Origin of the sequence: Paraburkholderia sp. J67 (assembly GCF_905220265.1) — a bacterium.
Lineage (GTDB): Bacteria > Pseudomonadota > Gammaproteobacteria > Burkholderiales > Burkholderiaceae > Paraburkholderia.
Window position 1 is genome coordinate 83,592 of sequence record NZ_CAJMZK010000017.1, and the last position, 12,581, is coordinate 96,172.

Annotated in this window: 15 protein-coding genes and 1 tRNA gene; 8 read left to right on the plus strand and 8 right to left on the minus strand. The window is 64.3% G+C overall.

Features of this window, described 5'->3' with window-relative positions; all coding sequences use genetic code 11:
• Positions 1-145: 145 nt before the first annotated feature.
• Positions 146-1,189 carry a sulfate ABC transporter substrate-binding protein gene (locus U5782_RS26335; protein WP_322046829.1) on the minus strand — a complete coding sequence of 348 codons (1,044 nt, stop codon included), beginning with the start codon at positions 1,187-1,189 and terminating at the stop codon, positions 146-148.
• A gap of 300 nt (positions 1,190-1,489) precedes the next feature.
• Here U5782_RS26335 and lexA point away from each other — a divergent pair, with 300 nt between their 5' ends.
• The 3 genes from lexA (at position 1,490) to U5782_RS26350 (ending at position 3,407) form a co-directional block, all read left to right on the plus strand.
• Positions 1,490-2,140, plus strand: coding sequence for a transcriptional repressor LexA (gene lexA, locus U5782_RS26340; RefSeq protein ID WP_322046830.1), 651 nt, complete (start codon positions 1,490-1,492; stop codon positions 2,138-2,140).
• 56 nt (positions 2,141-2,196) lie between these two features.
• The gene (locus tag U5782_RS26345; protein WP_322046831.1) at positions 2,197-2,568 is read left to right on the plus strand and encodes a hypothetical protein; all 372 of its coding nucleotides are present in this window, start codon (positions 2,197-2,199) and stop codon (positions 2,566-2,568) included.
• 137 nt (positions 2,569-2,705) lie between these two features.
• A complete protein-coding gene (locus U5782_RS26350) occupies positions 2,706-3,407 on the plus strand; it encodes a DUF2939 domain-containing protein (protein ID WP_322046832.1) in 702 nt (233 codons plus the stop codon).
• A gap of 77 nt (positions 3,408-3,484) precedes the next feature.
• Here U5782_RS26350 and U5782_RS26355 read toward each other — a convergent pair whose 3' ends face one another.
• Positions 3,485-3,955, minus strand: coding sequence for a universal stress protein (locus U5782_RS26355; protein ID WP_322046833.1), 471 nt, complete (start codon positions 3,953-3,955; stop codon positions 3,485-3,487).
• A 425-nt stretch (positions 3,956-4,380) separates the two neighbouring features.
• Between U5782_RS26355 and nodI the strand changes: the two genes are divergently transcribed.
• Positions 4,381-5,289 carry a nodulation factor ABC transporter ATP-binding protein NodI gene (gene nodI, locus U5782_RS26360; protein WP_322046917.1) on the plus strand — a complete coding sequence of 303 codons (909 nt, stop codon included), beginning with the start codon at positions 4,381-4,383 and terminating at the stop codon, positions 5,287-5,289.
• A gap of 62 nt (positions 5,290-5,351) precedes the next feature.
• The gene (locus U5782_RS26365) at positions 5,352-6,188 is read left to right on the plus strand and encodes an ABC transporter permease (RefSeq protein WP_322046834.1); all 837 of its coding nucleotides are present in this window, start codon (positions 5,352-5,354) and stop codon (positions 6,186-6,188) included.
• A 33-nt stretch (positions 6,189-6,221) separates the two neighbouring features.
• Here the strand turns inward: U5782_RS26365 and U5782_RS26370 are convergent, their stop codons facing one another.
• The 4 genes from U5782_RS26370 to U5782_RS26385 form a co-directional block, all read right to left on the minus strand.
• Positions 6,222-6,644 carry a hypothetical protein gene (locus U5782_RS26370; RefSeq protein WP_322046835.1) on the minus strand — a complete coding sequence of 141 codons (423 nt, stop codon included), beginning with the start codon at positions 6,642-6,644 and terminating at the stop codon, positions 6,222-6,224.
• A gap of 131 nt (positions 6,645-6,775) precedes the next feature.
• Positions 6,776-7,873 carry a permease gene (locus U5782_RS26375; protein ID WP_322046836.1) on the minus strand — a complete coding sequence of 366 codons (1,098 nt, stop codon included), beginning with the start codon at positions 7,871-7,873 and terminating at the stop codon, positions 6,776-6,778.
• A gap of 235 nt (positions 7,874-8,108) precedes the next feature.
• The gene (locus U5782_RS26380) at positions 8,109-9,161 is read right to left on the minus strand and encodes an NADP(H)-dependent aldo-keto reductase (protein WP_322046837.1); all 1,053 of its coding nucleotides are present in this window, start codon (positions 9,159-9,161) and stop codon (positions 8,109-8,111) included.
• Between the two features lie 151 nt (positions 9,162-9,312).
• A complete protein-coding gene (locus U5782_RS26385; protein ID WP_322046838.1) occupies positions 9,313-9,645 on the minus strand; it encodes an RcnB family protein in 333 nt (110 codons plus the stop codon).
• 217 nt (positions 9,646-9,862) lie between these two features.
• Between U5782_RS26385 and U5782_RS26390 the strand changes: the two genes are divergently transcribed.
• Positions 9,863-10,105, plus strand: a complete 243-nt coding sequence (locus U5782_RS26390) for a hypothetical protein (RefSeq protein ID WP_322046839.1) — start codon at positions 9,863-9,865, stop codon at positions 10,103-10,105.
• Between the two features lie 112 nt (positions 10,106-10,217).
• On the opposite strand, the gene U5782_RS26395 is transcribed toward U5782_RS26390, so the two are convergent.
• Positions 10,218-10,493 carry a hypothetical protein gene (locus U5782_RS26395; RefSeq protein WP_322046840.1) on the minus strand — a complete coding sequence of 92 codons (276 nt, stop codon included), beginning with the start codon at positions 10,491-10,493 and terminating at the stop codon, positions 10,218-10,220.
• A 451-nt stretch (positions 10,494-10,944) separates the two neighbouring features.
• Between U5782_RS26395 and dusA the strand changes: the two genes are divergently transcribed.
• Positions 10,945-11,982: a tRNA dihydrouridine(20/20a) synthase DusA gene (dusA, locus tag U5782_RS26400; RefSeq protein ID WP_322046841.1), complete on the plus strand. Its 1,038-nt coding sequence runs from the start codon at positions 10,945-10,947 to the stop codon at positions 11,980-11,982.
• A 109-nt stretch (positions 11,983-12,091) separates the two neighbouring features.
• Positions 12,092-12,167 (plus strand) — tRNA-His (locus U5782_RS26405).
• A 78-nt stretch (positions 12,168-12,245) separates the two neighbouring features.
• Here U5782_RS26405 and U5782_RS26410 read toward each other — a convergent pair.
• Complete coding sequence (locus U5782_RS26410) at positions 12,246-12,518, minus strand: RING finger domain-containing protein (protein WP_322046842.1); 273 nt, start codon at positions 12,516-12,518, stop codon at positions 12,246-12,248.
• Positions 12,519-12,581: the final 63 nt, after the last annotated feature.

Below are 12,581 nucleotides of genomic sequence, written 5' to 3' on the forward strand. Positions count from 1 at the left end.
GAATCGTGGGCGAATCGCGTGCGGATCGTACGAATTGCGCTGCGCCGAAAGGCGCGCCTCGTGAGGCGCGCCTTGTTTTATGTTGCGCCGGACGCTTCAGGCATCCGGTCGTTGCTGCTTTTGCTGCCGTTGCTGCTTGCTTCGCTTACTGCGGCTGGTAGATCGAATCGAACACGCCACCGTCGGCAAAGTGCGTCTTCTGTGCGTTGGTCCAGCCGCCGAAGGTGTCGTCCACCGTGTAGAGCTTGAGCTTCGGGAACTTCGCCGTAAGCGCCGCCGGCACCTTGTCCGAACGCGGACGGTAGAAGTTCTTCGCCGCGATCTCCTGACCTTCCTCGCTATAGAGGAACTGCAGATAGGCGTCGGCCACCTTGCGCGTGCCCTTCTTGTCGACGACCTTGTCCACCACCGCAACCGGCGGCTCGGCCAGAATGCTCACCGACGGCACCACGATCTCGAACTTCTCCGGACCAAATTCCTTGAGCGACAGGAAGGCCTCGTTTTCCCAGGCGATCAGCACGTCGCCGATACCGCGCTGCACGAAGCTCGTGGTCGCGCCTCGCGCGCCCGAATCGAGCACGCCGGCGTTCTTGTAGAGCTTCGTGACGAACTCCTTGGCCTTCTGGTCGTTGCCGCCCGGCTGGTGTTCCGCGTAGGCCCACGCCGCGAGGTAGTTCCAGCGCGCGCCGCCCGAGGTCTTCGGATTCGGCGTGACGATCGACACGCCCGGCTTGGTCAGATCGTCCCAGTCCTTGATGTGCTTCGGGTTGCCCTTGCGCACGAGGAACACGATGGTCGAGGTGTACGGCGAGGCGTTGTCCGGAAGGCGCTTTTGCCAGTCCTTCGCGACGATGCCCTTGTTGGCGAGCGCGTCGATGTCCCAGGCGAGCGCCAGCGTCACGACGTCGGCTTGCAGTCCGTCGAGCACCGAGCGCGCCTGGGCGCCCGAGCCGCCATGCGACTGCTTGATGGTGAGCGTTTCGCCCGTCTTGGCCTTCCACTGCTTGATAAAGGCGTCGTTGACGTCCTGGTACAGCTCGCGCGTCGGATCGTAGGAGACGTTGAGCAGCGACGTGTCCGCATGGGCAGCCGGTGCGAGCACGGCCATGCCGAAGAGCGGCACCGCGCCGATAACCAGTTTCGCCGCCAGCGTCTTAAGCCATGCGCGCCCCGTAGTGCCTTGTTTCATCCCGCTTTCTCCGTGTTGTCGTGCGTGTAGTCGCGTTTCGTCGCGCGTTTTGTGGTGTGCAGCGATCGATGGAGGCCAGTCTAGCGATTGGCTTACATTATTAAAAATGATGTTTTCTCATTTTTTAATACGCAAAAGTGGTAAGGGCGGAGGAATCAGCTGTTGACGCATGTTTTCGTCCGTTCGGTCATCGCAAAACGCCGCTGTAGCGCCACCGGAATGACAAACCTCAAGTAACACTTGAAAAGCGGCGAGTACTGTATAAAAATACAGTCACCTGTTCAAACATACAGTGTCGCCATGACCAAACTCACCGCACGACAGCAGCAGGTTTTCGATCTGGTCCGCCGCGCGATCGAGCGCACCGGCTTTCCGCCCACGCGCGCCGAAATTGCCGCCGAACTCGGTTTCAGCTCGGCCAACTCCGCGGAGGAACACCTTCGCGCCCTCGCGCGCAAGGGCGTGATCGAACTGGCTGCGGGCGCCTCGCGTGGCATCCGTCTGATGCCCGGCCCGGACGACCAGCCGTATCAGTTCACCTTGCCGCACCCCGGGCTCATGCAGTTGTCGCTGCCGCTCGTCGGCCGCGTCGCGGCGGGCAGCCCGATCCTCGCGCAGGAACATATTTCGCAGAACTATGCGTGCGACCCGGCGCTCTTCTCGAGCCGCCCCGACTACCTGCTGAAGGTGCGCGGCCTGTCGATGCGCGACGCGGGCATCCTCGACGGCGACCTGCTCGCCGTGCAGAAGAAAGCGGAAGCGAAAGACGGCCAGATCATCGTTGCGCGTCTGGGCGACGACGTCACCGTGAAGCGTCTGAAGCGCCAGCCCAACGGGATCGAGCTGATCGCCGAAAACCCCGACTACGACAATATTTTCGTCGCGGCCGGCAGCGCGGAATTCGCGCTGGAAGGCATCGCAGTCGGTCTGATCCGTCCCACCGAATTCTGATAATTCCGACCGCGCCGCGTCAGCGCCTGGTCCGCGCATCTTCTGGAGAGAGAGTCATGGAACGCCTTGCCCGCCTGTTGCCCTTCCGTCAATTCGGCCGTCTGCGCCATCTGCGTGGGATCGCATCGTGCGCGGTGCGCGAAGCGCGCGCCTCGGCGGCGGCACTCAATGGCTCGCTCTTCGAGGACACCGCAGTCGAGGCGCCTACGCCGGAGCTGCCGCCGCTGCCCTCGGCGCAGCCCGCGTTCGCGCGCGTCTCGCTCAATAGCACGCTCAATACGGAACAGCCGGCACGCCGCGCGCCGGTGCGCGTCTATCACGGCCCGTCGCGGCTCATCATGGTCGGCACGATGGATGCGGTGTGCCGCGCCATCGATCGCTGCATCGCCGAGCAAAGCGGCGACATGCCGGTGGCGCTGGCGAAGTAAGCAGGTGAGATGGGTCGGGGAAGCCGGGTGGCGTTGGGCGGGCTCGGGAAATATCGAGGGATCGTTTTCGCGCGAAGGCGGTCAACACCTTGATTGAACCTTTGTCCTGCCCCGCTCGCGCGGGGCCGCCCTCCCCGATGACCGATACGACTACGCCCAACGCCTCACCCTCTGCACACCGCCCCTCGAACTGGAAGAAACCCGTCGCGATCGCCGTTGCAGCGGTCGTCGTCGTGGCCGCGCTCGGTTATGGCTACGCGTCGCCGTATCTCGCGCTGAACCGCCTCAAGCAGGCCGCGGATGCGCGCGATGCGGTCGCATTGAACGAGTATGTCGATTACCCGGCGTTGCGCGTGAGTCTCAAGCAGCAGGTCGGCGACATGCTGCAACAGCGCATTCAGGCGCAGCACAGCAGCAATCCGCTGCTGATGTTGGGCGCAGTCATTGGCGCGGCGCTGATCGGCCCGCTCGTCGATGCCTATGCAACGCCTGAAGGCGTGGCCGCGCTGCTCAACGGTATGCCGCCCACCGGCAAGCCCGGCGAGCGCCCCGTGCCGCCAGCGCCTGACACGCAAGCGTCAACGTCGACTGCCGATACCGCACCGCAAACCACGCCGCAGCCCGAGTCCGGCAATGGCGGCGCGCCAGCCCCGCAACCGCGCGCGCAGACGACGGCCGGTTATCGCAGCCTCAACGAATTTGCCGTGACCTGGCAGCGCAGCGCGACGAGCGAGCGCTATGCCGCCATCCTGCAGCGGCATGGACTGTTCTCGTGGAAACTTGCTGCGGTGGAATTGAACCAGCCGCAGACGGGCGATGGCGCGAGTGCGCCGAATTAAACCAGCATGAAACGCACGGAACGATAGCGCGCCAGGCCATTGCGGCCCGGCGCATGTCAGTCGCGAAAAGCGCGCCGCTACGCGGCCGCCTGCTGCTGCTTCTCCTCGGCCGCCGAAGAACACGCCACCAGAATGCTGCACGACACGCGATCGAGCAGCGGCGTGTTGCCCGCGCCCATCCACCAGCGCGAGAGCCCGGTGCGACAGCGATGCCCCACCACGACAAGATCCACATGCAACTCGGTCGCGAGGTTCGCAATCTCGTCGATCGGATGGCCAAACGCGAAATGCCCCTGCGCACGCACGCCGCGCTCGGTGAGCCAGTCCACGCCTTCCTGAAGAATTTCGCGCGCCGTTTCTTCGAAACGCCCGCACGCCACATCGGTCAACAGACCTGCGCTCTGCGCGATGGTCGAGCGCATGTCCACCACCGACAACAGGTGCGTTTCCGCCTGTAGATCCAAAGCCAGATCGGCACCGCAACGTAGCGCCTTGCGGCCCTCGCGCGAGCCATCGTAACAAAGCAGGATTTTCTTGTAGCTCGCCATGATCGCTTCTCCCCGCCCGCTCGAAACGCAGGTCGTAAGCACATGATGGTGCGCCGCAATTTTGTCCGCAAGGGCTGGAAAACGCCAGGTAGGCATGCACCGGCGCAGTGCGCTGGAAGCGCCACGGCACGGGCGTTTCCGGACGTTTTTGGCACCATGCGGATGCTTGTCGCGACAGCCATTGACCGTGCATCGGCATCGCAGTTTGCGCAGCGCGGCGCATCCGTCCCAATGCCTTCCAGGCTCGCCCCAGCCACGTTCCAGACGCGCGCGGCACGCCGATGAACCGCCCACCCCGTGCTCGGCAATGCACTAGAATAGGCCGCCTTGCGACGTGCGCCTTATACGCATTCAGGCGCGCCACACACGCTCAAGCACGCTCAAGCACGATCAAAATCGAGACTTACACCGTGAACCGGTCCAACATGCCCGCCATCGAATTCGAGCAGGTGATCAAACATTATGGAGACAGGACGGTCGTCAACGGCCTGTCGTTCAACGTCGTCCCCGGTGAATGCTTCGGTCTGCTCGGCCCCAATGGCGCGGGGAAGACCACCACGCTGCGCATGCTGCTGGGCATCGTTTCGCCAGATGCGGGACGCATCAGCCTGTGCGGCGAGCCGGTCCCCGCGCGGGCGCGTCATGCACGCACGCGCGTGGGCGTCGTGCCGCAGTTCGACAATCTCGATCCCGACTTCACCGTGCGCGAAAATCTGCTCGTGTTCGGCCGCTACTTCGGACTCTCCGCGAGCCAGACGAAGGCGCTCGTCGCGCCCCTGCTCGAATTCGCCCGACTCGAAAGCAAGGCTGACGCGCGCGTAGGCGAACTCTCCGGCGGCATGCGCCGCCGCCTCACGCTGGCGCGCGCGCTAGTCAACGATCCCGATGTACTGGTGATGGACGAACCCACCACCGGGCTCGATCCGCAGGCGCGCCACCTGATCTGGGAGCGCCTGCGCTCGCTGCTCGCACGCGGCAAAACGATCTTGCTGACCACCCACTTCATGGAAGAAGCCGAGCGGCTTTGCAACCGTGTCTGCGTGATCGAGGAAGGCCGCAAGATCGCCGAGGGCGCGCCCAAGGCGCTGATCGAATCGGAGATCGGCTGCGACGTGATCGAAGTCTATGGCCCGGACCCGTCGGCGTTGCGCGACGAACTCGCGCCGTACGCCAAGCGCACCGAAATCAGCGGCGAGACGCTGTTCTGCTACGTCGACGATCCAGCGCCCGTGCATGCGCAACTGCGCCATCGTTCGGATCTGCGCTATCTGCATCGGCCTGCGAATCTCGAGGACGTGTTCCTGCGGCTCACGGGCCGCGAGATGCAGGATTGAATACGGCAAAACACGCGCGACAGAATCGCCAGCAAGCGTACCCCCGCCCAACTGATCACACCATGCAGACACGCACCCAAACCCCGCCTCCCACTCGCCCGACCCACGCGCCCCAGCGCGAGCCGCGCGCGGCGCTGCCCTCGAACGCAACGCAGTGGATCGCCGTGTGGCGACGCAACTATCTGGTCTGGCGCAAGCTGGCGATCGCCTCGATGTTCGGCAACCTCGCCGATCCGATGATCTATCTGTTCGGTCTGGGCTTCGGCCTCGGGCTGATGGTCGGCCATGTCGACGGCGTCTCGTACATCGCGTTTCTCGCGGCGGGGACGGTGTCGTCCTCGGTGATGATGTCGGCGAGCTTCGAGTCGATGTACTCGGGCTTTTCGCGCATGCACGTGCAGCGCACCTGGGAAGCGATCATGCACACGCCGCTCTCGCTGGGCGACGTGGTGCTCGGGGAGGTGATGTGGGCCGCCAGCAAGTCGATGCTCTCGGGGGCGGCCATCATGATCGTGGCGGGCGCGCTCGGCTACGCGAGCTTCCCGTCGATGTTGCTGGCGCTGCCCGTGATCGCGCTCGCGGGCCTCGCCTTCGCGAGCTGCGCGATGATCGTCACCGCACTCGCGCCGTCCTACGACTTCTTCATGTTCTACCAGACGCTCGTGCTCACGCCGATGCTGCTGCTCTCGGGCGTGTTCTTCCCGATCACGCAGTTGCCTGCCGCGGCGCAGCACATCACGCTGATGCTGCCGCTCGCCCACGCCGTCGATCTGATCCGCCCGGCCATGCTCGGGCGCCCGGTCGAGCACGCCGCGCTGCATCTGGGCGTGCTCGTGTTTTATGTCCTCGTGCCGTTCAGCATCGCGTCGATCCTGTTCCGGCGCCGCATGATGCGCTGAGGACCGCGCGGGTCACACGAGACGCGAGACGCTTCAATCTTCGTCGTCGCCCCAGGGAATATCGACGTCCGAAATAAACGCCACGGTGGCGAACGGCCCGCCTTCCTGGCGTCCGATCTTGCCGTCGGCGCGATGCCATTCGACGCGAAACACCGTCGACTGGCTTTGCGCGAGCAGACGCACGGTGCGAATCTCTTCCGGGTCCGCTTCTTCGACGGGATCGTCGAGCGAGATCAACAGCTGCTGCGGCCAGAAGCCATCGGCAGGATCGTAAATGCGGTCGCCGTCGGGAATCGAGACGTGCGCCTCGACACCGATCGTCGCCGAAGCCTCGACGATCATCTTGCCAAGCGCACGCAGTACCGCCGTCGCACGTGCCGAGTTGGCCTGGCGGATCGCCAGGTCGCCGCGCGTGAGCGCCTGTTCGAGTTTAGGATTCGTTTTTTGCTTTGCCATACCGGTTCCTGGGCCTGAGCCCTCATCTATGTGGACGGCTCTGCCGCCATCCACGGTCCATGCGTCATTCTTGTCGATTTATCGTCGTATCGCGACTTTCGGTTGGGCGACGCGCGTGCCGGCGAGCGACCTCACGCGGCGCCCAGGCCCAGTGCCACCGCAGCCAGCCCCGCCACGATGCCAAACAGCACGACGACGACGGCCACCAGCGTCAGTACGCGCGGACGAAACGAGCCCGCCAGCATGGCCAGCGACGGCACGCTCACGGGCGGCAGCGTCATCAGGAGCGCGCCTGCGGGGCCTACGCCCATGCCAAGCGCGAGCATCGCCTGGATGATCGGCACCTCGCCGGCGGTCGGGATCACGAACAGCATGCCCGCCACCGCGAAGGCGACGATCCAGCCGATGCTGCTCGTCACATCGGGCCCGATGTGCGGGAACAACCAGGCACGCGCCGCGCCGAGCAGCAGCACGAGCACGATGTATTCGGGCACGAGGCGCACGGCCATGCGCACAAAAATGCGCAGCCAGCGCGCGAACACGTTGCCGCCTTCGGCCTGCTGACGCGCGAGCAACGCGAGGCGGTCGTCGGCGTCACGCGCTTCCTGCGGCGTAACGAGCCGGTTGGCAAGCCAGCCAAGGCCGAACACCAGCAGCACGCCCAGTACGAGCCGCAGCGCGCTCCACTGCCAGCCCAGCACGAAACCCATGAAGACGAGCGTTGCGGGATTGAGCACGGAATTGCCGAGCCAGAACGCGATCGCCCCGCCCGTCGATGCGTTGCGCGCGCGCAGCCCCGCGACCACGGGCGCCGCACAGCAGGTGCACATCATGCCCGGCACCGCAAGCAGACCACCCGCCGCGACGCTACCGAATCCACGCTGCCCGAGCACACGGGCTACCCACTGCACGGGTAGCAGCGCCTGCACGCCGGAGCCTAACAGCAAGCCCAGCACCATCGCCTGCCAGATCGCCTTGCCATAGGCGAGCGCGTAATCGAGCGCCGCATTGAGCGAGGGAGCCGGCGCCGTGGCCGCGCTGCCCATCAGGATCGACTTGCCGATCGAATGCGTCGCCTCGGCCGTGAAGGCGCGGTGGTAGTACGGAAACCACTTCACGTAGAACAGCCCCGCCACCGCCAGCAACACGAAAATGGCCCAGCCATAGCCAGGCGGCGCCGCGCCAGGTTGTGCCGCTTGAGGCGCGGGTGCGTTCGGTACGCTCGTCATCGTGGGGTACTCCGCAAAGGACGATCGGAATGAGACGGGCCCGGGCAATCACGGCAATCGACAGCCACGCGGGCTTTGGCAGGATCGTAGTGCATGCCCTGCGAATCGCCAACGATTTTGGCGCGGCAAGGTCAGGCGGAGCACCTCGCGGCAGAACCGGGCGTGATTCGCCCGACCTTGCCGCGACGCATCGGTCACCCGGCGGCGAACGCGCGCCGGGCGAGCTTGTGCGCCTTTACGGCGCGGGATTGGGCTGCTGCTCGTGCAGCGCGTCGATGCGCGCGAGCACGTCCGGCGACAGTTTCACGTCGACGCTGGCGATGTTCTCCTTGAGCTGCGCCATCGTGGTCGCGCCGATCAGGTTGCTCGTCGTGAACGGCCGGCTGTTCACGAACGCGAGCGCGAACTGCGCGGGCGTATAGCCCAGTTCCTTCGCGAGCGCCACGTAGGCCGACGTCGCCTGCACCGCCTGCGGCTTGCTGTAGCGCTGGAAGCGCTCGAACAACGTGATGCGCGCGCCTTCGGGCCGTGCCCCGCCCTCGTACTTGCCCGAGAGCCAGCCGAACGCCATCGGCGAATACGCCAGCAGGCCAATCTGGTCGCGATGCGAGTATTCGGACAAACCGAACTCGAAGGTGCGATTCACGAGGCTATACGGATTCTGGATGCTGACGATGCGCGGCAGGCCAAGCTTTTCGGCGGCGCGCAGGAATTGCGCGACGCCCCAGGGCGTTTCGTTCGACACGCCGATATGGCGCACCTTGCCCGCTTTGACGAAGTCCGCGAGCACCGAGAGCGTTTCCTCGATCGGCACCGTGTAGGCGTCATCGACCCACGGATACATCGGGCGGCCAAAGGTCATCGTGCTGCGGTCGGGCCAATGCAACTGATAGAGGTCGACGTAATCGGTTTGCAGGCGCTTGAGGCTGCCGTCGAGCGCTTCGGTCAGATTCTTGCGATCGAACTGATTGCCCTCGCCGCGAATATGGCGCGGATTGTGCGGCTGGCGCGCAGGGCCTGCGATCTTGGTGGCCAGCACGATGCGCTCGCGCGCGGCGCGGTGCTGCGCGAGCCACGTGCCGATGAAGCGCTCGGTTTGACCTTGTGTTTCGGGGCGCGGCGGCACCGGATACATCTCCGCGGCGTCGATCAGCGTGACGCCCTGGTCGAGCGCATAGTCGATCTGCTCGTGCGCGTCGCGCTCGGTATTCTGTTCGCCCCACGTCATCGTGCCGAGGCCAATCAGGCTGACCTTGACGTCCGTATCGCCGAGTGTGCGGTATTCCATCGAAGCGTTTTCCATCATTGGGTTGGGGAGAACAGGAAACCTATCACGCTGGACGATTTTTTTCAGGGAGCGCTGAAGGAACGAAAAGCCGGGCGCGACAGACGCAGCCCGGCTTTGCGGCAAGAGACCGCCCCGTGGGGCACGGGCGCGTTTACGGCCCGACGCGTTCGATCGTCCAGTTCGAATTGCGCACGAGGTAATACTGGCCGCTCACGCCGATCCAGTGATAACCGCGTGGCGGCGGCTTGAGCTGATACTGGCGCCAGTCGTCGATCACATACTGACGATCGCGATACTCCGGCGCGATGCGGTCGCCGTGACGCCATTGCGGCGGCGGCATGTCGGGCGGCGGATGATTCGGCGGCGGCCCGCCGTGATATTCATTCGGCCCCTGATGGGGCGGCGGTTGCTGCGCGAAAGCCGCAGCGGGTGCGAGCACGGCGGGCAGCGCCAGCGCGGCGAGCAGCACGAAGCGTTTCTTCATTGTTCACCTCCTGTTGGGCCAGCGACGACGGCCTGGCGTGGCGGGCGCACGCCACGCGAGACGCAGCGCACGCCCTTCGCCGGTCATGTTAGTACAGCGCCCGCGACGAACGGCGCGAACGCGTCCGCGCAGCAGGCGGCGGCACGCACGCAAGACGTGCCAGAATCAACCGGAAGGACACCACGCAATGCAACACGAGCGACGCGGAGGAAACGGTATGGAAAACCGGCGCAGCTACGAGTACATGGGCTACGACATGACCGCCGGCGTGGACGGCGCGCACGAGACCGGCTTCACGATCTCGACCCAGAAGATCCACAGCCTCACCGACGACACGCACGCCGACGTGCCCATCGATGGTATTGCCACGGGCCGTTTCCCGACTCAGGACAACGCGTTCGACGCCGCCTTCGACCGCCTACGAGAAGCCATCGACCAGCGTGTACGCGCGGCCTCGTGAGGCGTACCCGTCAGCGGGGCCCGAGCGGCGCAGAAATGCAAAACGCCGGGCGTCGTGACGACACCCGGCGTTTGGGCCGCCCAGCTTCGGGCGGCGCTTCGGTCAGCGAGACTTAGTTGCCGAAGTAGACTTGCTGCGCACGCGGCGTTTGCGTGTTGTGAGCGCCCGATTGGGTCGCTGCGCCGGCCACACCGCCGTACGACGAATCGACGCCCTGTTGCTGGGCACGTTCGGCGGCCACGGTCTGCACGCTTTGGCCTTGCTGCGAAGCCGGCGCGCCGACGTTCGGACGGTAGAACGGTGCCGGGCCGTAGCCGCTGGCGAATGCCGGAGCGGCGACAGAAGCGGAAGCTGCGACCAGCAGCGCTGCGATCAGTTTGGTCTTCATGGTGGACTCCAATATCCGGTTCAACTTGCGGTAGGGAAAGGCGCCGCACCTGGGAGGTCAGAGCCCACGAGCTGCGTCAGTGAGACTCAGTGTATACACCTACTATCGAAAAATAATCTCGATAATCCGAATTGTTTATTCCAGCTTCGGAAACAATCCGGAGTCGCGCCACTGGCTTGGCTGAGCGACGAACCGACCCTAAAAAACCATCCCAAAATTTTTTTCGCGACGCAACATTACGCGGGCGGATTACATAACGGCGGAAGGGTCTTTTGCCCTGGAAGAACCGCTGGAACCGCTTCCGGCGGGCGTTCGCAAACATCCGATAACGGGAAATGGCGGCTTGGCGCGGCGCAAAAAGCCGCGCGGGCAGTTGTTGCGGAATACGTTAAAATTCAAGGTTGTTCCACGTCAGCCGCGCATTGATTGCGCCCGTATTCTGGTATCCGCCATGTCTTCAAACCGTATCGCCAGCCCCCGCCGCGTGTCCGTCGCACCGATGATGGACTGGACCGATCGCCACTGCCGTTCGCTGCATCGTTTCATCTCCCGGCACACGTGGCTGTATACAGAGATGGTGACGACGGGCGCCCTGCTCCACGGCGACGTGCCGCGCCACCTGGCTTTCACGCCCGCCGAAGCGCCGGTCGCCCTGCAACTGGGCGGCAGCGAACCCGCCGACCTCGCGCGCTCGGCGAAGCTTGGCGAGCAATGGGGCTACGACGAGATCAACCTGAACTGCGGCTGCCCGTCCGAGCGCGTGCAGCGCGGGGCGTTCGGCGCATGCCTGATGAACGAGCCGACGCTCGTGGCCGACTGCGTGAAGGCGATGCGCGACGTGGTCTCGGTGCCGGTGACGGTCAAGCACCGCATCGGTGTGGATGCGGTCGAGGATTACGCGTTCGTGCGCGACTTTGTCGGCACCATCGCGGACGCAGGCTGCGACGTCTTTATCGTCCACGCGCGCAACGCGATCCTGAAGGGTCTGAGCCCGAAGGAAAACCGCGAGATCCCGCCGCTCAAGTACGACTACGCCTACCGTCTCAAGCGCGACTTCCCGCAACTCGAGATCATCATCAATGGCGGCATCAAGACGCTCGATGAAGTCGAGATGCATCTGGAGCACGTCGACGGTGTGATGCTCGGTCGCGAGGCCTATCACAACCCCTACGTGCTCGCCGATGTCGACGCACGTTTCTATGGCGCGAGCGGCCCGGCCCCGACGCGCGACGAAATCGAAGCGAAGCTCATCGAGTATTGCGCGAGCGAAATCGCACGCGGCACTTACCTCGGTGGGATCACGCGTCACGCGCTGGGACTGTATCGCGGTGAAGCCGGTGCGCGTGGCTGGCGCCGTGTGCTATCTGACAGCCGCAAACTCGCGAAAGCCGATCTCGCTATTTTCGAAGAGGCGCGTTCGCACCTGCGCGCGCCCGTCGACGAGCCTGCCGATACCACTGCCGAATCGGCCGCCGAACTTTCTTCATAATTTTTTGAATAAAGGGCTAGGCAAGACTGATATGGCATGTATATAATCTCTCTTCTCGATTGACGCCGCTCACAAAGCAGCGACAACCAAGAAAAACAGTTGGATAGTGGTGGCTGTAGCTCAGTTGGTAGAGTCCAGGATTGTGATTCCTGTTGTCGCGGGTTCGAGTCCCGTCAGCCACCCCAAGAAATTCCGGCACTTTCGAGTGCCCGCAAAAAAGCCCGCTCTAATGCGGGCTTTTTTGCATTCAATCGCAGCGTCCTTCACTGAAGATCCGTATCGGACAGTTCGGCACCGAGTCCCATGCCCGGGATCGAAACGACAACCAGATTCGCGACAGTCGCCGTTAGCTGATCTTCGAGTGTGCCTAACGTAGCCGCGCGGAAGTCGGTTCGGCACAGGCCACAGCCTTGCCAGTTCGGGCCTTGTGATCTGAGCTGTTCGATCAGGCAGTTACGGTGATAGAAGTGACCGCACGGTGTGCGAACCGTCAATCCGTTGGTCAGCGGGTCGAGGCATAGAGGGCAGTCCGGCATGGCGTATCTCCATCGTTGGGGGTCGATATGGGGCTTGCCCATACCTGTACGCGTGGCGCGGCT